Origin of the sequence: Lentzea sp. NPDC051838, from assembly GCF_040681245.1 — a bacterium.
In the GTDB taxonomy this organism is placed as follows: Bacteria; Actinomycetota; Actinomycetes; order Mycobacteriales; family Pseudonocardiaceae; genus Lentzea.
This window is the reverse complement of record NZ_JBFAYI010000001.1, coordinates 654005-672706: the sequence shown is the minus strand read 5'-3', so window position 1 is coordinate 672706 and position 18702 is coordinate 654005. Positions and strand designations below refer to the sequence as shown.

The following is an 18702-nucleotide window of genomic DNA, read 5'->3' as shown; positions in this document are numbered from 1 at the left end:
CCAGTGGACTGCTCATGGACTTCGGTGGCGTGCTGACCACCGACATGTTCGCGGCGCTGCAGAGCTTCTGCCGCCGGGAAGGACTTCCGGACGACGCGTTCGCGCCGCTCATCTCGACCTCCGGCGGCACCGCGCTGGTGCACGACGTCGAACGGGGCAGGATCAGCCAGGCCGACTTCGAGGTCGAGGCCGGCGCGCTGCTCGGCCTCGACCCGGAGGGACTCACCAGCCGGGTCGCGGCCGATCTCCATCCGGAACCGGCGGTGCTGGCGGTCGTCGACCGCATCCGGGCCCGCGGCGTCCGCGTCGGCGTGCTGTCCAACTCCTGGGGCAGCGCGCCGTTCGACCCGTACATCGGCTGGGACCTGCCCGGCCACTTCGACGCCGTCGTCGTGTCCGACCAGGTGGGGCTGCGCAAGCCGGATCCGGCCATCTACCGGCTGGCCGCCGACAGGATCGGCGTCCCGCCAGACCGGTGCGCGTTCTTCGACGACATCGCCTCGTACCTCGAACCCGCCCGCGAGCTCGGCATGACCACGGTGCACGCGACCCATCCCGCCACCACCGTCGCCGCGCTGGAACACCTCTTCGGGCTGGCTCCGTGAGGTCGTCCCGGGCCGATTCCAGACCGAATGGCCAACGCGTCCAGCACTCCTATGTAGACCATGGGTCAGTTTTGTTGCCGGTGCAGCGGCAATTTCCAACACTCGCTGGCATGACCGCTGACGCACAACCGCTCACCTACCACGAACTCATGGTCAACACCGACGAGTCACCGCGGCTCGACCTGATGGCCGCGGTCTACGACCCCGCCACGACTCGTGTGCTGTCCACGATCGACGTGCAGAAGCATTGGCGTTGCCTCGACGCGGGGTGTGGCAGCGCGAGCGTCGCGGCCTGGCTGGCGCAGCGGGCGCCGGAGGGACGGACCGTCGCCTGCGACCTCGACGTCGAGAAGGTCGCCGTCCGGCCGTCGCCCGCGCTGGAGCTGATGGCCTGCGACATCGCGGAAGCCGACTTCGCTCCGGGTAGCTTCGACCTGATCCACGCGCGGTTGTTGTTGCAGCACCTCGCCGACCGCGAGCAGGTCCTCGACCGCATGGTCGACTGGCTGGCGCCCGGCGGATGGCTCGTCGTGGCGGACGGGTTCGACCTGGCCGCGAGCAGCACGGCCCATCCCCGGTACGCGACGTTCTTCGACCGGTTCTGGCGGTTCCTGTCCGAGAACACCGCCATCGAGCCGCTGTGGGGACGTGGCTACCCCGAGCCGCTGCTGCGCCGTGGCCTCGTCGACGTCAGCCTCGACGTCGTCACGGAGCCCGTGCGCGGCGGCGAACCGTACGCACGGGTTCTGCTGCAGGGCATGGAGAACCTACGGCCGATGCTGAGCGCCCAAGAGGAGATCGGGGAGCCGATGCTCGACGAGGTGCTCGCGAACCTCCTGGATCCCGGATTCCACGATCTCGGGTTCGCCCTGGCCATCGCCAAGGGCCGCAAAGCCCAGTAATGGCAACCTGTTCGAGAGGGCGACGACGGTGACCAACACGATCGCGGGCAGCCTGCCCGACGCACTGGGCCAGTTCGCCACGGCGGAGTTCCACCGTGACCCGTACCCGTACCTGCGCCGATTGCGGGAGACCGAGCCCGTGCACCGCACCAGCGCGGGCTTCTACCTGGTCAGCCGGCACCGGGACGCCTCCTTCGTGTTCCGGGAGTCCGGTCTGTTCGTCTCGCCAGACCTGACCGGGCTGCCGGACACCGGTCTGGGGCGAACCACGCGGCTGCTGGTGAACAGCCTGCCGTCGCTCAACCCGCCGGCCCACACGAGGATTCGCCGGATCGTGGCACGCGACTTCACGCCGCGCCGCGTCAACGGAATGCTCGAGCGGTTCCGGCAGATCTGCGACCGGATGCTGGCCGAGCTAGCGGTCCCGTTGCGCGACGGGGAGCAGGTCGACCTGCACCGCTCCTGGTCGAAACCGTTCACCGTCCAGGTGATCTCCGAGCTGCTGGGCGTTCCCGAGGCCGACAGGGCCTGGCTGGGCGTCGTCGCGGAGGACATGGTCGCCGGGATCACCGCTGCCGCGACGGGCGGTGCGCCGGAGGTCGAGGCTCTCGCCGACCGGCAGACAGCGGAGCTCGAGCAGTACCTCCTCGCGCTCATCGCCGAGCGGCGTGAGTCGCCCCGGGACGACCTGCTGTCCGCGCTGGTGTCCGTGCGCGACGAGAACCGCCTCGACGACGAGGAACTGTTCACCCTGCTGTGGGTGCTGTGGCTGGCCGGCTTCGACACCGTGGCCATCGGCCTCGACAACGGTGTGTGGACGATGCTCGACCACCCCGACCAGCTGCCGATGCTGCGCGGCGACCACACGCAGGCACTCGCGTTCGCCGAGGAGGTCCTTCGCCTCGTCGGCCCCGGGATCTTCGCGCCGACCAGCCGGATCCTGACGCGGGACCTGGAACTGGGTGGCGTCCAGCTCGCCGCGGGCGCGGACGTCCGGCCCGTGTACGCGGCGGCCAACCGGGATCCCGAGGTGTTTCCCGATCCGGATCGCTTCGATCCCTCGCGCGACAACAGCAAGTCGCTCAGCATGGGCGAAGGAATCCACCACTGCCTCGGCGCTTTCCTGGCCCGCGCGGAAATGGCGGTCGGGCTGGCCCGCCTCCACGCTCATTTCCCCACGCTGACGAACGTCGACGCCCCGGTCTGGGCGGGTGTTCTCCGCAAGGCCGAAGAGCGTGCCGTGGTCGTCGCACTCACGTCTTGAAACCTGTCGTCACGTGGAGGTGAGCCGGATGGACTCCGGTGTGGTGACCTCGTCACCGAACGTACTGGCCGACCTGGCGACGCCAGAGGTGTGCCGCGATCCCTATCCGTTGCTGCGGTGGCTTCGCGAGAACGAGCCCGTGCACCGCACCAGTGCAGGCTTCTACCTCGTGAGCCGCCACTGCGACGCCCAGTGGGCGCTTCGGAACAGCGGTGACCTGTTGCGCGGCCCGGATCGGGACCGGCTGGCCGAGCAGTTCGCCTGGGCGTTGAGCCACCGGTCGATGGAGTTCCGGCTGGACCACGTGCTCATGAAGGACCCGCCGGAGCACACCAGGCTGCGGCGGCTGGTCGCGCAGGACTTCACCCCCAGGCGGGTGTCCGGTCTGAGCGCGCGAATCGAGCACATCGCCGACGGCCTGCTCGCCGCCATCGCGGAGCCGCTCGGGGACGGCGAGACCGTGGATCTCCACCACACCCTCGCCAAGCCGCTGAGCCTCCAGGTGATCTCCGAACTGCTCGGGGTGCCGGAGGCCGACCGCGGCTGGCTGGGCGAAGCGGTCATCGACTTCGTCTCGGCACTGGGCAGTCTCGACGAGGCCTCGCTGACGATCACCGACGGGCACATCGCGCGCCTGGAGGAGTACTTCCGCGCCGCGATCGACGAGCGGCGCGGGACCGGCGGTGACGACCTGATCTCGTCGCTGACCAGGATCCACGACCAGGACGAGGACCGGCTCCGTGACCCGGAGCTGATCGCCATGATCCTCATCCTGTGGATCGCCGGCTTCGAGACGACCGCGGCTTCGATCGACCACGGCGCCCTGGCCATGTTCGCGCATCCGGACCAGTGGCACTGGCTGGCCGACGGCTCCGACGCCGCGCGGGCGTTCGCCGACGAGGTCCTGCGGCACACCGGCCCGGCGATCTTCACGCCCGTCCCTCGTTTCCTGACCCGGGAGGTCGAGCTGAGCGGCGTGACCCTGCCGGCCGGTGCGGACGTCAGACCCGTGTTCGCGGCGGCGAACCGCGACCCCGAGGTGTTCCCGGACCCGGATCGCTTCGACCCCGCCAGGGACACGAGCGCCTCGCTGTCGTTCAGCCACGGCATCCACCACTGCCTCGGCGCGCCCCTCGCCCGGCTGGAGATGACGGTGGCCCTGTCCCGCCTGCACGCGATGTTCCCCGGCCTCGCGCCTGGCGGCGATCCGGTCTGGGGTACCGCCCTGCCGATGCACGCGCCGGTGAGCGTGCCGGTGACACTCGCCTGAGGCTCCCCGAACCGGCCGGGCAGGACTGAAGTACGCCGATGCGTGACGTGGTCGCGTTCAACACCAGCGACACCGTTATTTCACGACCACGTCACCGTTGGGCGCGTCCGCACGATTAGCGTGGTGACCGGACCCGGAAATGCTTGCGCCACAAGCCGACCGAGGAGGCCCACCATGCACGTCCAGGAGAGCCCGCCGCGAGACCGCGCGCTGTTCGACGAGTACCCCACGCTCTTCACCATCCCGCTGCGCCCGGCCTGGTTGGACGAAGCAGACCTGCCGGAGCCCTCGATCGTGCGCAGCATCGACTGACCGCCCTTCCCGTCCGGTCTGGTACATCGCTGACGCAGTCCCGATCAACAGGATGCGGAAGCCGTGGACCGGCAACCTGTTCACGACGACCGCCGATCCTGGCCCCACTCGTTCTTGCTTCCTGAGCGGCACAGGAAACCGGCTTTCCCGTCATTCCGCGAGATCCGCACTGTCCACAAGGGAGTTCTGAACGGCGAGCGAGGCGGCCTGCAGCCGGGAATGGACGCCGAGTTTGGTCAGCACCGCCTGGACGTGGGTGCGCACCGTGGCCGTCGACACGCCGAGCCGCTGTGCCATCGCCGCCGTGCCGTACCCGTCGGCGAGCAGGGCCAGGCATTGCCGCTCCCGCTGGGTCAGGAAAGACGCGAGCCGGATGGCATCCATGTCCCGGCCGTGCGGGACGCGGCGGCCTGGCGGCGGAGAGAGCAGTTCGACCGGGTCGCCTGCGTAGGCGCGGCGGATGGCGGCGACGAGGGCGGCCAGTCCGCAGGACTTGTGCACGTAACCGACGGCACCGGAGGCCATCGCGAACCCCATTCCCTCCGGGTCGTGGTCCGCGGTCAGCATGATCACCTTGGTCACGCCGCCCCCGGCGCGGCGAATGTCGGCGATCGCCCGCGTGCCCTCGCCATCGGCGAAATGCCGGTCGAGCAGGCAGAGATCCGGGCGTGTCTGCGCGACCGCGGCGATCGTCGCGGCGAGCGACGCTTCGATCGCGAGCACGGTGAAGCCCTGCTGGATCAGCACGGTGCCCAGCGCGTCGGCGAACAGGCGGTGGTCGTCACCGATGACGAGGGTGGCCATCGACGGCTCCTGCCGCGTTCGGCGATGTGCTGGTGAACTCGAGCCGCACGTCGGTTCCGTGGGGCGAACGCCGCCCGAAGCGCAGCACGGCGCCGCCGGCGTCCGCGGCCTCGGACACCACCCGCAGGCCTTGCCCCGCCCAGCCGTGCGGGCCGTCGCCGAAACCCGGGCCGTTGTCGGCGACCGTGATCGCGACCGGCGGGCCCTGCTCGGCGGCTAGCTCGACCAGTCCGCCGGGGCCGGCGGCGCGCACCGCGTTGCCGACGAGGTTCGTCAGGATCCGCCACAGCGAAAGCTCGTCGGTGGTCAGCCAGACCACTGCGCCGGGCAGAACGATCACTTCGGTTCCGCTGGTGTGCTGGGCGACTTCGGCGATCGCGCCGAGCAACGGCCGGACGGCCACCGGACGTGGTTCAGTCGCGTCGCCGGTCGCGTGCTGGACGAGCTCGAGCAGCCGGTCCGTCTCATCGGCGATCAGGCTCAGCTGGTGGCGCACCCACGTGGGGACTCGCTCCGCGGGCAGCAAGGACTCGGCGAGACACGACAACGTGAACAGGCCGTGTCCGAGGTCGTGCAGCAGGCCGTCGGAATCACGCCATTCGACCGCCCCCGGCGGGCGGAATCGGTGAATTTCCGATGTCATGGCAGCCTCACCCGAATGAACGCGTGCTTTTGAGCTGTCAATCGCAAGTTGATAGCACTGCGTTACTAGGGTCGTTCGGCCTATTCATACCTGGGCACCTTGACCCCCAGCGGTAGTAGAAATCCTCATCCTCGTGAACGAACCGCGACGATGTCCGGACTTCTACGGTCGACCTTCACGCTGGCCGCGGCGCGGCCACCACGAGCCGCACCGGGAGATCGCGTGACCACCTCGCATTCCGGCATGCCACTGGTGTTGATGTACCACTCGGTGGACCGGTACAGAGCCGATCCGTACCGGATCACGGTCCGGCCAGACCGCTTCGACCAGCAGATGAACTGGTTGTGGCGACATGGGATGCGTGGAGTGTCGATGCGGCAGTTGCTGGCCGCGCATCGTCAGGGCGCCGCGGCGGACCTGGTGGGGCTGACCTTCGACGACGGCTACGCGGATTTTCTCGAGCACGTCACGCGGACGCTGTCGTGGTACGGATTCACCGGGACGGTTTTCGCCGTCGCGGGCCGGCTCGGAGGGATCAACGAATGGGACTCCGACGGCCCGCGAAAGAAGCTCATGAACGCAAAAGCGCTTCGAACCGTTGTCACCCTGGGTAACGAGGTGGGTTCGCACGGAATGCTGCACACCCACCTCACAGCTGTCGGAGATTCGGAGGTTCGGACCGAAACAATGCACAGCCGAACGATTCTGGAATCGATCATAGAGGCCCCGGTGACGGGTTTCTGCTACCCGTACGGTGCGGTGGACGAGCAGACGATCACCGCGGTCCGCAACGCCGGATACGACTACGCCTGCGCGGTGGCGCACTCCGAGTTGGACGGCCGGTTCGCAATCCCCAGAACCTACGTCGGCGATCGGGACAAGAACCTGCGCCTGACCGCGAAAGTGCTGCGGCATGAACTCGCGACGCGCCGGACCCGGCTCGAACCCGGCGTACCGGGTTGAGACCGATGGTCGCCGTCCTGCACGTCATCCAGCCCACCACCGGTGGTGCCGCCGCCTACGTCGCGGCTGCCGCGGCCGAGCAGCGGGCCCGGTCCTGGCGAGTCGCGGTGGCGGCTCCCGGCTCCGGGTGGCTCGCGGAAACCCTTGCCCGTCAAGGCGTTCCACTCCTGCCCTGGCCCGCCACCCGCGACCTGGGCGTGGCAACGGTGCGGGAGGCCCAAGAGCTGACGCACCTCGTCCGAGCCTTCCGTCCCGACGTCGTGCATCTGCACTGCGCCAAGGCGGGCCTCACCGGCCGGATCGCACTGCACGGCGACCTGCCCACGCTGTTCCAGCCGCACGGCTGGTCGTGGCTCGCCGCGACCACGGCGCAGTCGCACCTGGCGCTGCGCTGGGAGCGGTTCGCGACCCGCTGGACCAGCACCGTCGTCTGCGTGGGCGACGGAGAAGCCCGGCTGGGGCGGCGGTCCGGCATCGGTGGCCGGTTCGCCGTCGTCCGCAACGGTGTGGACCGGAGGCGGTTCCGCCCGGACGGAACGTCCAAGGAGCATGCCCGCGCACTGGTCGGAGTCGCGCCCGAGGTGCCGCTAGTGGTCTGTATCGGGCGCATCTGCCGCCAGAAGGGACAGGACCTGCTCGTCGCTGAATGGCCTCAGGTACGAGCCGTCCACCCGGACGCACGGCTCGCCCTGGTCGGCCCGCTCGACGGCACGCGGCCGCGAGAGGCGCAGGGAGTGCGCTGGGCTGGTGAGGTCGACGACGTGCGTCCGTGGCTCTACGCGGCGGACGTGGTCGTGCAGCCGTCGCGCTGGGAAGGCCTGCCGTTCAGCGCACTCGAAGCGCTGGCCTGTGGCCGGCCCGTGGTCGCCTCGGACGTCGACGGGCTCGCCGAGGTGGTCCGGCCGGGTACCGGCGCGGCGGTCACCACCGCGGCGATCGGTCACGAGATCCTCCGCCGGCTCGCCGATCCCGCCCGCGCCGAAGCGGAGGGCCGGGCCGGGGCTCGGCTCGTCCGACGGGAGTTCGACGCGCGCGAGACCTTCGCACGCCTCGCCGAAGTGACGGAGAACGCCGCCCGGCCGGCGAACCCATGCGTTGGGCATAGGGAATCTCATCCGCTTGAACGAGGCCCTCGTCCGACCGCCGTGTGACGGTCATTCCACGTCGGATCTCCAGGAGCCGTTCATGCCGCAGCCATGCCGACCCGAACTGGACAGGGACACGCCCGCGCTCGTCCTCAAGCTCGACGCGAACGTGTTCCACCACGGCGGGCTGGGCGTGATCCGGAGCCTGGGCCGACTCGGCGTCGGGGTCTACGCGGTGCAGGAGGAGCGGTTCACCCCGGCCGGCGCGTCGCGGTACCTGCGGGGCGGCTGGGTGTGGCGGCCGGGCACCGAGGACGCGGACCGGGTACTGCTCGGCCTGCTGCGGCTCGCGGACCGGATCGGACGCCGGAGCGTGCTGCTGCCCACCGACGACGCGGGCGCGCTGTTCGTCGCCGAGCACGAAGCCGAACTGCGCGAGGCGTTCCTGTTCCCGAAGCTCGATCCGGGGCTGCCCCGGCAGGTCGCCGACAAGTACGCGCTGTACGAGCTGTGCCGCCGGTTGGGTGTCCCCTGTGCTGCGACAACCCTCGCGTCGTCGCTCACCGAGGCCGAAGAATTCCTGAGCACGACAGGCTTTCCGGTGATCGTCAAACTGGTCCGGCCGTGGCACGAGCATGGCAGGCAGCGGCGGAGCACCACTCTCGTGCACACGCGCGAGGAACTGAGCGCGCTGTTCGAACGAGCCGGTGGCACCTCGTTGATGCTCCAGGAGTGCCTGCCCGGCGGTGCGGACGCCGACTGGTTCTTCCACGGCTACTGCGACGCGCGCTCGATCTGCCGCCCGGCCTTCACCGGTCGCAAGCGCCGCTCGTACCCGGCACACGCCGGGCTCACCGCGTTCGGCCGAGCCGAGCCGAACGCCGAACTCGCCGCGGGTGCGCGGAATCTGCTCGGGAGACTCGGGTACCGCGGGATCATGGATCTCGACCTGCGCCGCGACCCGCGCGACGGCGAGTACAAGCTGCTCGACTTCAACCCGCGGCTGGGCGCGCAGTTCCGGCTGTTCACCGACGACACCGGGGTGGACGTGGCGGTGGCCGCGCACCTGGACCTCACCGGCCGCGAGATCCCGCCGGGCCGGCCGGTCGACCGGGGTTTCCTCGTCGAGAACTACGACCCGATCGCGGCCGCCGGGTACTGGCGGCGGGGCGAGCTGGACCTGCGCGCCTGGCTGCGCTCGTTGCGCGAGGTGGACGAGCTGGCGTGGTTCGCACGCGACGACCTGCGGCCGTTCGGGCTGATGTGCGCCCGCCTGGGCTGGCGGGTGCTGCGCCGGCCGTTTCCGCCGCGAAGCAGATCCCGCACGCCGGCGCCGCCGCGGTACCGGCCGGGCCGGGCCACCAGCCACACCGAAAGGGGAAACCGATGATCGAGACCGACGTCGCCGTGGTCGGCGCGGGGCCGTACGGCCTGTCGATCGCCGCGCACCTGCAGGGGCTCGGGGTGCGATTCCGCCACTTCGGTGTGCCGATGCAGCTGTGGCGCGGCGCGATGCCCGCGGGGATGTTCCTGAAGTCGCAGGGGTTCGCGTCGAATCTGTCCGACCCGCAGGGCAAGCACACGCTGCGCGAGTTCTGCCGCGAAACCGGTCGCGACTACGGCGACTACGGCGTCCCTGTTCCGCTCGACACCTTCGTCGCCTACGGCGACTGGTTCCGCGCCGCGTACGCGCCCGACCTCGACGAGCGGCTCGTCGAACGGGTCACCCCTGCCGGAGACCGCTTCGAGCTCGCCGTCGAAGGGGGCGACGTCGTGCGTGCCGCCAAGGTGGTCTTCGCCCCCGGCGTGCAGTACTTCGCCCATCTGCCACGGGAATTCGCAGGACTGCCGGAGGGCGTGTGCTCGCACAGCTCCGCGCACACCGATCTGGGCGCCTTCCGCGGCCAGGACGTGATCGTCGTCGGTGCGGGTCAGTCCGCGCTGGAGTCGGCGACGTTGCTGCACGAGCACGGTGCGAGCGTGCGGCTGGTCGCCCGCGCGCACCGGCTGGTCTGGAACGGCCCGCCGTTGGCGCCCGACCGCCCGGTGCTGCAGCGCTGGCGCGAACCGGAAGCGGGTCTGGGATCGGGCTGGTCCACCTGGTTCTACTCGACGCGCCCGCGGCTGTACCGCCGGCTTCCCTCCGGCCTGCGGGTGAACCGGGCGCGCACCGCGCTCGGACCGGCGGGCGGGTGGTGGCTGCGTGCGCGGGCCGAAGGAGAGTTCCCGGTGCTGCTGGGGCGTTCGGTGCTCGGGTGCGAGGCCATCTTCGGCGGCGTGCGGCTTCGGGTGTCCACACCGGACGGCCACGCGCACCTCGAGACTCAGCACGTCATCGCGGCCACCGGCTACCGGCCGAGCGTGCGGCGGTTGTCGTTCCTGGATCAGGGGTTGCAGGCGCGGCTGCGGCAGATCGACGGCGCACCCTGGGTGGGTCCGGGCTTCCGCTCGAACGTGCCCGGCCTGTTCTTCGCCGGGCCGGCGGTGGCCGCCTCGTTCGGGCCGGTCATGCGGTTCGTGTACGGCGCGGACTACGCGGCCCGCACCCTCTCGCGGGAACTCGGATGAGCTTCCGGACGGCCGTCACCCACCCACCAGCCCAATGCGAACCGGTAGTCGCCTCGGGTGGTTTCCGAGCCGCGTCCGCGTTGATCCCGATGGGAGACGCGGTCGCCGTGCTCGTGGCGGCCGGCGTGACCGGGTGGACGTGGACCGCGATCGCGTACGCGGCCGCGGTGCTCACGGTGCTGCGGTCGTCCGGAACGCAACGGGTGCGGATCTCTCCGCGGTTCGGCGAGGAACTGCCCTGGTTCGCGCTCGCCGTGGCGGTGCCCGCCGTACTGATGCGGCCCTGGGTGGGTGTCGCGCTCGTCGTCGCCACCGGCGTGGCGGCGGTGACGGTCAGGCCGGCCTGCTACGCGGCGCTGCGCGCGGCTCGACGCCGACACCGGCTGGCTGAGCCGACGGTCATCATCGGCACCGGAACGCTGGGCATCGAACTCGCGCGAACCCTGTTCGCCCATCCCGAGTTCGGGCTGCGCGCGGTCGGTTTCGTCGACCACCTCCCGCCAGGGCCGGCAGCCGGGCTGCCGTTGCTCGGCACCCCCGCCGAACTGTCCGCGGTGGTGGCCCGGCACCAGGTGCGGCACCTGGTCGTCTGCTTTCCCGCGGTGAGTGACGCGCAACTCGTGCCGATCCTGCGCGCCCGCCGGGCGGCGCGGGTGCACGTGGTGCCGCGGTTGTACGAGCTGGGCACGACGATCCCCCCGCGGTACCGGGACGAGATCCACGGGATCCCACTCGTCACCCTCCGGTCCCCCGGCGGAAACCGGTTCGTGAAGCGGGTTTTCGACCTGGTCGCCGGCACCGTGCTGCTGGTCGTGCTCTCGCCACTGCTCGCGATCCTGATGGCCGCGCTGCTGGTCCGCCACGGCAGCCCGGTGCTGTTCCGCCAGTCGCGGCTGAGCCGGGACGGGGAGTGCGTGCCCGTCCTCAAGCTGCGCACGCTCGACGATCCGGCTCCGGACACGAGCTGGGCCGTGCCGGAACCCGGGAGCCGGCTGCGGTGGTGGCTGCGCGCCACCCATTTCGACGAGCTGCCGCAGCTGTGGTGCGTGCTGCGCGGAGATCTGTCGCTGGTCGGGCCACGTCCGGAACGGCCGTACTTCGCGGCCAGGTTCGCCACCGCCGTCCCCGGCTACGCCGACCGGCACCGGGTGCCCGCCGGGCTGACCGGCTGGGCGCAGGTCCACGGGATGCACGGCGACACCTCCATCCGGCAGCGCGTCCGCTTCGACAACGCCTACGTCGAGCACTGGTCACTGTGGACGGACCTGGTCGTCCTCGTCCGCACCCTCGGCACACCGCTCGCGGGCCTGCGCCGATCCGAAGGAGAGCGACAGTGAGAGTCCTGCACATCATCACCGGGCTGGACGTGGGCGGCGCCGAGCTGCAGGTCCGGATGCTGCTCCAGCACACCCGACACGACGCCGAGGTGCTGGCCCTCTACAACCCCGCCACCGTGGCCGCGATGATCCGGGCCGACGGCGGCCGCGTGCGGGATCTCGGGATGCGGCGCAACACCCAGCTGTCCGCGGTGCCGCGGCTGGCGCGTCTGCTCTGGTCGGAACGGTTCGACGTCGTGCACGTCCACCTCTTCCGCGCGTGCGTCTACGGCCGGGCCGCGGCCTGGCTGGCCCGCACGCCGGTCGTGGTGACCAGCGAGCACTCGATCGGTGAGACCCACATCGAACGCCGCCCGATGACGCTCGGCGTCCGGGCGCTGTACCTGGCCACGGACCTGTTCTCCGACGTGACCGTCGCGGTGTCGGACACGGTCCGGCACCGGCTGACCAAGTGGGGCGTGCGGGCACGCAAGATCGTCACCATCCCCAACGGGCTGGAGTTCGGAGAGCTCGCGTTCGACCCCGCCAAGCGTGCCGAAGCGCGGCACCGGCTCGGGATCGGGCAGGACGCGTTCGTGCTGGGCGTGATGGGCCGCCTCGACGCCGCGAAGCGGATCGACATCGCCATCCGGGCCGCCGCACCGCTGCTGGGCGAGAACCGCAAGATGCTGATCGTCGGCCAAGGTGCGGACCGCGAACGACTGGAGGCGATCGCGGCCGCGGCCGGAGTCGCTCACCACGTGATCTTCGCCGGCTATCAGGCCGACGGCGTCGCGATGCTGTCAGCGCTGGACCTGTACGTGTCCACCTCCGCGCAGGAAACGTTCGGCCTGTCCGTGCTCGAAGCGCTCGCGAACGGGATGCCGGCGCTGTTCACCGCCTGCCCGGCCCTGGACGGGATCGTGACCGACCGGGCGCGGCGGGTACCGGACGCGGTGCCCGAGTTGCGCGACGAGATCGCGAAAGAGATCGAAGCCTGGCCTCGTCCGAGACAGCTGGTGCCCGAGGTGATCGACCGGTACGGCATCGCGTTCGTCGCGGCCAGGATCGACGCCCTCTACGAGAGCCTCGCACAGCGGAAACAGCTGCTGCGGCGCGCAATCCCCGGAGCGAGGAATCGGGAGCGGGATCATGCGAACGCACAATGACTTCCGCGACGAGTTCGAGGTGGCCGTCCGGCTCGACGCACCGGATCTGGTCCGCATCTTCCTCGTCGACGACCATCAGATGCTTCGCGACGCGCTCGCCGCACGGCTGTCCCTGGCACCGGGCGTGTGCGTCGTGGGCGGGGCGTCGGTGCACGATCCGTTGCTGCTGGAGCGAATCGCCGCCCTCCGCCCGAACGTCGTGACCGTCGAGATAGGACACTGCGGTGCGGAACCCGCGCAGCTGCTCGACGAGCTGGCCGGCGCCGTTCCCGACGGGCACGTCGTCGCGCTGACCGAGTGCACGCAGACCGCGCTCGCGGTCGCCGCGGCCAGGGCGGGCGTGATCGCCTGGGTGCCCAAGGAAAGCACGGTCGAGTACCTCATCGGCGTCCTGCGCGCCGCCGGTCTCGGGCAGGCCAGCTATCCGGCGGTCCATCTCGGTGAGGTGCTGCGGGCGCTGCGGGCCGACGTCCGCCGTGCGAGGGAGCGCACCGGACCGCTCGACACGCTGAGCCGCCGCGAGCGCGAAGTGCTGGCCAGCATGGTGGAAGGCAAACGGCGCGCGGAGATCGCGCGCGAACTGAGCGTGTCGACCAACACGGTGCGCACGCACACCCACAAGATCCTGACCAAGCTCGGTGTGGGCAGCAGCCTCGACGCGATCCGGATCGCGATGTCATCGGGAATGCGGCCGTCCTCCGCTTCGGGCCGAAGTCGTAATCGCAGTAGTCCTGCTTGATGAGTTGTCCAGCCGTGGCGCGGCTTAGCGTCGCAGCAACACCGGTTTCAGCCGGCGTGTCCATTCGCCGGGCTTCGACCCACAAGTAGAGGGGCTGGCGTGAAACACTCGAGAAGGTGGCGTTCCGCCACCGCCCTGATCATGGCAGCGGCGTGCGTCTGCGGGCTGGGTCTGACGGCGAGCACCGCCGTCGCGGCAGGCCCGCCGCGCGTCGATCTGAACGTCCTCGTGGTCACCGACGGAACGCCTTGGGTGGAGGCGATCCGCCAGCAGATGGCGTCCGAAGGTGTCGCCACGACCGTCGTCGACCTCAACAACGGTGCGCGCCCGGCCATCACGAGCTCGTTCCTCTCCGGCACCCTCGCCGGTGGCACGCCGCACGCGAAGTTCCAGGGCGTGGTGCTGCCGAGCGACTTCCCCGCGGGGTTGGCCCCCGAGGAGCGATCCGCGCTGACCGCGTACGAAACGTCGTACGCGATCCGCGAGGTCGACAGCTTCGTCTACCCGAGCGCGAACGTCGGCATGAACACGCCCACCTACGCGGGTTCGCTCGACGGCGCGACGATCACCGTGACCAGCGCGGCGCGCTCCGACGCGTTCCGCTACCTCGGCGGAACCTTCAAGTTCGACGGCACTCCCGGCGGCCCGACCTCGTACGGCTACCTGGGCCAGCCGCTGCCGAACACGACGACGTCGTCCTTCACCCCGATGCTGACCGCGAAGATCCCCGGCACCGCGACGACCGCGACGCTCGCCGGCGTCTACACCACCGGAACCCGTCAGCAGCTGGCGATCGGCTTCGGCTACAACTACTACCAGGGGCAGTTCCGCTATCTCGCGCACGGCATCATCGACTGGGTCACCAAGGGCGTCCACTTCGGATACTGGCGCAACTACTTCAGCGTCCACATCGACGACGTGTTCAGCTACGACGCGATCTGGAGCGACATCGGCAAGTGCACCCCGGGCGACGGAGTCTGCCCGCCCGGCACGCCGGACACCACGCCGGTGCGGATGACCGGCTCCGACGTCAGCTACGCCGTCCAGTGGCAGCAGCAGAACAACTTCACGCTCGACATGTTGTACAACGGCGGGGCGTCGGCGCAGTACCTCGCGGACAACGGCGGTCTGTTCGACCCGCTGCTGCTTTCGTTCCAGCTCAACGGTCTCGGTCAGTTCCGCTGGGTCAACCACACCTACACGCACCCGTACCTCGGCTGCGTGCAGGACTTCACGGTGATCCCTTGGCGGTGCAGCACCGACGCGGCCGGCAACACCGTCTGGGTCAGCAGCGCCACGATCAACGGCGAGATCAAGAACAACGTGTCGTGGGCGAAGCGGAACGGCATCCCGGTGCGCGGCGGTGAGCTGGTGGCCGGCGAGCACTCCGGCACGTTCATCCTGCCGCAGCAACCGTTGGACAACCCGAACTTCACCGCCGCGCTCGGCCCCAACGCGATCAAGTGGCTCGGACTGGACGCCTCGCGCGAGCCGAACCTGCGCGCCGTCGGCGCGGCCGTCGGTCTGCCACGGCATCCGATCAACGTGTTCTACAACGTCGCGAAAGAGGTCGACGAGGTCTCGGAGTACAACTGGCTCTACACCTCGCAAGCCAACGGCGGCAGCGGGATCTGCGAGAACAACCCGACGACGACGTGCATCGCGCCGCTGGACCGGAACACCGGCTGGGACACCTACATCCTGCCGCAACAGATCCAGATCACGCTCGGCTACGTGCTGCAGAACGACCCGCGGCCGTTCTACATGCACCAGAGCAACCTGGTTCAGGACCGGCTGGCCTATCAGGTGATGAGCGGTGTGCTCAGCACCTATCGCGGTGTCTTCAACTCGAACACGCCGGTCGTGAACGCGACCATGACCCAGGAAGGACAGGCTCTGGCAGCGCAGAACGCCTGGGCCGCCACCCGGAATGCCGGCACGGTCTCGGGCTACATCCAGGGCAACACCGTCGTCATCACCGGCCCCGCGGGCACCCAGGTGCCGATGACCGTGCCGAACCAGACGAAGCTCGGCACCGCGACCTTCGGCGGCGCGTACGCCGGTCAGCGATCCGACTACACGACGCTGGGTACGGCCGGGGCGAAGCTCACGCTTCCGTCCACGCCGTACCCGATCTCGCCGTGACGGACCGGGAGACGGTTGACCGATGAAGATCGCGATGATGACCGAGGGCACGTACCCCCACCAGTTCGGCGGGGTGAGCGTGTGGTGCGACCAGCTGGTCCGCGGCATGCCGGAGCACGACTTCCACGTGGTGGCGCTGGTCGCCACCGGAGTCGAGCGACCCGCGTGGGAGCTCCCGGCGAACGTCGCCTCGGTCGTCAGCGTGCCGTTGTGGGGTAGAGGTCCGGCCGGGCGCAAGCCCGGCCGGACCGGGCGGCGCAGGTTCATTCCCCTGCTCGCCGAACTGGTCGACGCGTTGATGGACGATTCCCCGTCAGCACCCGCTCGCTTCGGTCTGGTGCTGCGGAAGTTGTTCGAGTACGCGCAGGAGGAAAGTCTCAGCGGCGCGTTCGCGACGGAGGAGGCGTTCGACGAGTTCGCGCGCCGGTGGTGTGAACGCTCGCCGGACGGTGCACCGAGCCGGCCCAGCCTGCACGACGTGCTGACCGCGCTGCAGCTGCTCGACCACTCGTTGCGGGCGCTGTCGCATCCACCGGCGCCGGCGGACGTCGTGCACGCGGTGACCAACGGCCTCGGCGTGCTGCCCGCGCTCACCGTCAAGTGGCGGCACGGCCGTCCGCTGATCGTCACCGAGCACGGCATCTACCTGCGCGAGCAGTACCTGCACGCCCGCAAGGGACCGTACCGGTGGCCGGTGAAGGCGCTGTACCTGCGGTTCCTGCACCACCTGTGCGCGCTGGGCTACCGCGAAGCCGCTCTGATCACGCCGGGAAACGTCTACAACACCCGGTGGGAACGGCGGCTCGGAGCGCGCCCCGAATCCGTCAAGACCGTCTACAACGGAGTCAATCCGGCCGACTTCCCGGCTTTCGACACCGAACCGGAGGCGCCCACGATCTCCTGGGTCGGACGCATCGATCCGATCAAGGACCTGGAAACGCTGATCCGCGCGTTCGCGCTGGTGCACCAGGCCCTGCCCGACGCCCGGCTGCGTCTGTTCGGCTCCCCGCCGGGCGGCCGCGAAGGGTATCTGCGGCAGTGCAGGGATCTCGCGGCCGAACTCGGCGTCGGCGGGGCCACGACGTTCGAAGGCCGGGTCGAGAACATCCGCGACGCCTACGAAGCAGGCCACGTCGTGGTGCTCTCCAGCCTGTCGGAAGGCTTCCCCTACAGCGTGATCGAGGCGATGACCTGCGGACGGCCCTGCGTCGCGACCGATGTCGGCGGGGTGAGGGAGGCGATCGACGACACCGGGATCGTGGTGCCGCCCCGCAACCCCGAAGCGCTGTCCGACGCGTGCCTGATCCTGTTGCGGGACACGGAGCTGCGCAAGCGGCTGGGCGCCACGGCCCGCAGCAGGGCGCTCCAGTTCTTCACCGTGGACCAGGCGATCGAAACCTTCGACGACCTCTACGTGCGCGTCGCCGCCGGTCTGGTCCCCGGTTTTCCGGACGGAGACGGCTGATGAGCGCCGGAACCCTGTCGGGCCTGCAGCAGCCGGTGGTCACCGGCGCGTTGCTGGACACCCCGCACGCCGCCCCCGCTCCGGACGGTGTCGACGAACTGTGCGAGCAGCTCGCCGAGGTGTGCGGGTCGGCGACCGATCCACTGGAGATCGCCGCGTCGCTGGAGTTCGACGGGCTCAACGACCAAGCCGTGCAAGCGAAGTACGGCTTCCCGGACGTGTTCGCGCTCGCCGAGGAGATGCACCGGCGCGTGCCCGTGCGGCCCGTCGAACCGGAAAGCCCCCCGGACCCGTGGCGCCAAGGCTTCGGCCGCCCAGCGCTGCACGGCCTCCTCTACAGCCTGCCCGCGGTGTGCTTCCCCGCGGCGACCGGCCTGCTCGGCGGCCCCGGCGCGATCACCGTGCTGCTGGTGTCCATGCTGGCGTCCTGGTCAGGCAGCCAGGGGCTGGCCCACCTCGGCTACCTGCGGCTCGGCCGAGGCGAGGACGCCGGCACGAAACAGGTGCTGCGCTGGGGAATGCTCGTCCTGCTCGCCGGGGTCGCCGGAGCCGTCTGGGTGGCGGGGACGATCACCTCGGCGCGGACACCGGCCATGGCTTTCGCGGTCGGTCAGGGGCTGTACCTGCTGAGCGCGACGGTGCTGATGGTGCTGCGGGCTGAACGGCTGCTGCTGGTCGTCCTCGCGCCTGGCTGCCTGGCGGGCACCGGGTTCCTCTTACTGGGCAAGCCGTCCGGACTCGCGTTGGCGACGGCGTGCGCGCTGGCCGCGACGCCGCTGCTGGGCGCGGCGTTCGCGTTGTGGCTGACTCGCGGGGGCGCGCGGTTGGCGTTGTCCGGCAACGAAGTGCTGGCCGCGGTGCCGAGTGCGGCGTTCGGCCTTCTCGCGGCGCTGCTGATCGCTTTCCCGGTGGTGCCGGGGTGGGGCGCCGGCGGGTCGGGCGTCAACCCCGGTGCCCTGCTGGCCGCGATACCCCTGTCGCTGAGCATGGGCGTCGCCGAGTGGACGTTGTACTGGTACCGCCGCCGCTGCGCGAGGCTGCTTCGCGGCACCGGCAGGGTCGGTGAGTTCCGCCGCCGGTCCGCGCTGATCCTGCTCGCCGCGCTCGCCCAGTACCTGACCGCCACCGTCGTGCTCGTCGCCGCGGTCGTGGCGGGTGCGGTGGCACTCGACCTCGTCGATCCACAGTGGACCTCGGCGCCTCAGGTCGTGGCCTACCTGGCGCTCGGCGGAGCGATGTTCCTGGCACTGCTGCTGCAGACGATGGGCTGCCGCCTCGTGCCCCTGGTCGCGTGCGGGGTCGCGTTCGCCGCCGAGTTCGCCGCCCGCGGGCTCGGCGTGCCTGCCCAGCTCGCCGCCACCGGTGGGCTGCTGCTGTTCCTCACGTTGTACGCCGCGGCCGTCCTGTGCAAGGCGATCCGGCACGGGTAAGGCACTGGACAGAGAAGGGATC

General features: G+C 70.3%; 17 protein-coding genes. 15 read left to right on the top strand and 2 right to left on the bottom strand.

All coding sequences use genetic code 11. From position 1 onward, the window contains the following. Window positions 1-14 precede the first annotated feature (14 nt). The 5 genes from AB0M24_RS02840 (at window position 15) to AB0M24_RS02820 (ending at window position 4353) form a co-directional block, all read left to right on the top strand. On the top strand, window positions 15-605 hold the full coding sequence (locus AB0M24_RS02840) for an HAD family phosphatase (protein ID WP_363760069.1): 591 nt from the start codon (window positions 15-17) through the stop codon (window positions 603-605). 110 nt (window positions 606-715) lie between these two features. After that, window positions 716-1507, top strand: a complete 792-nt coding sequence (locus tag AB0M24_RS02835) for a class I SAM-dependent methyltransferase (protein ID WP_363760066.1) — start codon at window positions 716-718, stop codon at window positions 1505-1507. 28 nt (window positions 1508-1535) lie between these two features. Continuing rightward, window positions 1536-2771: a cytochrome P450 gene (locus tag AB0M24_RS02830; RefSeq protein ID WP_363760059.1), complete on the top strand. Its 1236-nt coding sequence runs from the start codon at window positions 1536-1538 to the stop codon at window positions 2769-2771. 28 nt (window positions 2772-2799) lie between these two features. Further along, complete coding sequence (locus AB0M24_RS02825) at window positions 2800-4041, top strand: cytochrome P450 (protein WP_363760056.1); 1242 nt, start codon at window positions 2800-2802, stop codon at window positions 4039-4041. Between the two features lie 174 nt (window positions 4042-4215). Further along, complete coding sequence (locus AB0M24_RS02820) at window positions 4216-4353, top strand: hypothetical protein (protein ID WP_363760053.1); 138 nt, start codon at window positions 4216-4218, stop codon at window positions 4351-4353. 150 nt (window positions 4354-4503) lie between these two features. On the opposite strand, the gene AB0M24_RS02815 is transcribed toward AB0M24_RS02820, so the two are convergent. Next, window positions 4504-5157, bottom strand: coding sequence for a response regulator transcription factor (locus AB0M24_RS02815; RefSeq protein WP_363760050.1), 654 nt, complete (start codon window positions 5155-5157; stop codon window positions 4504-4506). Then, complete coding sequence (locus tag AB0M24_RS02810; RefSeq protein ID WP_363760047.1) at window positions 5135-5800, bottom strand: HAMP domain-containing sensor histidine kinase; 666 nt, start codon at window positions 5798-5800, stop codon at window positions 5135-5137. Before AB0M24_RS02810 ends, AB0M24_RS02815 begins: the two co-directional genes overlap by 23 nt. Window positions 5801-6022: 222 nt before the next feature. On the opposite strand from AB0M24_RS02810, the gene AB0M24_RS02805 reads away from it, so the two are divergent. From AB0M24_RS02805 to AB0M24_RS02760, 10 genes are all read left to right on the top strand, one after another. Further along, complete coding sequence (locus AB0M24_RS02805; RefSeq protein WP_363760044.1) at window positions 6023-6763, top strand: polysaccharide deacetylase family protein; 741 nt, start codon at window positions 6023-6025, stop codon at window positions 6761-6763. A 5-nt stretch (window positions 6764-6768) separates the two neighbouring features. Continuing rightward, window positions 6769-7914 (top strand): glycosyltransferase, encoded by a 1146-nt coding sequence (locus tag AB0M24_RS02800; RefSeq protein ID WP_363760041.1) that lies wholly within the window; start codon window positions 6769-6771, stop codon window positions 7912-7914. A 34-nt stretch (window positions 7915-7948) separates the two neighbouring features. After that, window positions 7949-9238 carry a carboxylate--amine ligase gene (locus AB0M24_RS02795; protein WP_363760038.1) on the top strand — a complete coding sequence of 430 codons (1290 nt, stop codon included), beginning with the start codon at window positions 7949-7951 and terminating at the stop codon, window positions 9236-9238. Then, window positions 9235-10416, top strand: coding sequence for an NAD(P)-binding domain-containing protein (locus tag AB0M24_RS02790; RefSeq protein WP_363760035.1), 1182 nt, complete (start codon window positions 9235-9237; stop codon window positions 10414-10416). Before AB0M24_RS02795 ends, AB0M24_RS02790 begins: the two co-directional genes overlap by 4 nt. After that, window positions 10413-11753 (top strand): sugar transferase, encoded by a 1341-nt coding sequence (locus tag AB0M24_RS02785; protein WP_363760032.1) that lies wholly within the window; start codon window positions 10413-10415, stop codon window positions 11751-11753. Before AB0M24_RS02790 ends, AB0M24_RS02785 begins: the two co-directional genes overlap by 4 nt. After that, complete coding sequence (locus AB0M24_RS02780; protein ID WP_363760028.1) at window positions 11750-12901, top strand: glycosyltransferase; 1152 nt, start codon at window positions 11750-11752, stop codon at window positions 12899-12901. The genes AB0M24_RS02785 and AB0M24_RS02780 overlap by 4 nt, the downstream gene beginning before the upstream one ends. Next, a complete protein-coding gene (locus AB0M24_RS02775; RefSeq protein ID WP_363760025.1) occupies window positions 12885-13640 on the top strand; it encodes a response regulator transcription factor in 756 nt (251 codons plus the stop codon). The genes AB0M24_RS02780 and AB0M24_RS02775 overlap by 17 nt, the downstream gene beginning before the upstream one ends. Window positions 13641-13739: 99 nt before the next feature. Continuing rightward, the gene (locus AB0M24_RS02770) at window positions 13740-15785 is read left to right on the top strand and encodes a hypothetical protein (protein ID WP_363760022.1); all 2046 of its coding nucleotides are present in this window, start codon (window positions 13740-13742) and stop codon (window positions 15783-15785) included. A 22-nt stretch (window positions 15786-15807) separates the two neighbouring features. Continuing rightward, window positions 15808-17250: a GT4 family glycosyltransferase PelF gene (gene pelF / locus AB0M24_RS02765; RefSeq protein ID WP_363760019.1), complete on the top strand. Its 1443-nt coding sequence runs from the start codon at window positions 15808-15810 to the stop codon at window positions 17248-17250. Next, window positions 17250-18680 (top strand): hypothetical protein, encoded by a 1431-nt coding sequence (locus AB0M24_RS02760; RefSeq protein WP_363760016.1) that lies wholly within the window; start codon window positions 17250-17252, stop codon window positions 18678-18680. The genes pelF and AB0M24_RS02760 overlap by 1 nt, the downstream gene beginning before the upstream one ends. The last annotated feature ends 22 nt before the right edge of the window (window positions 18681-18702 follow it).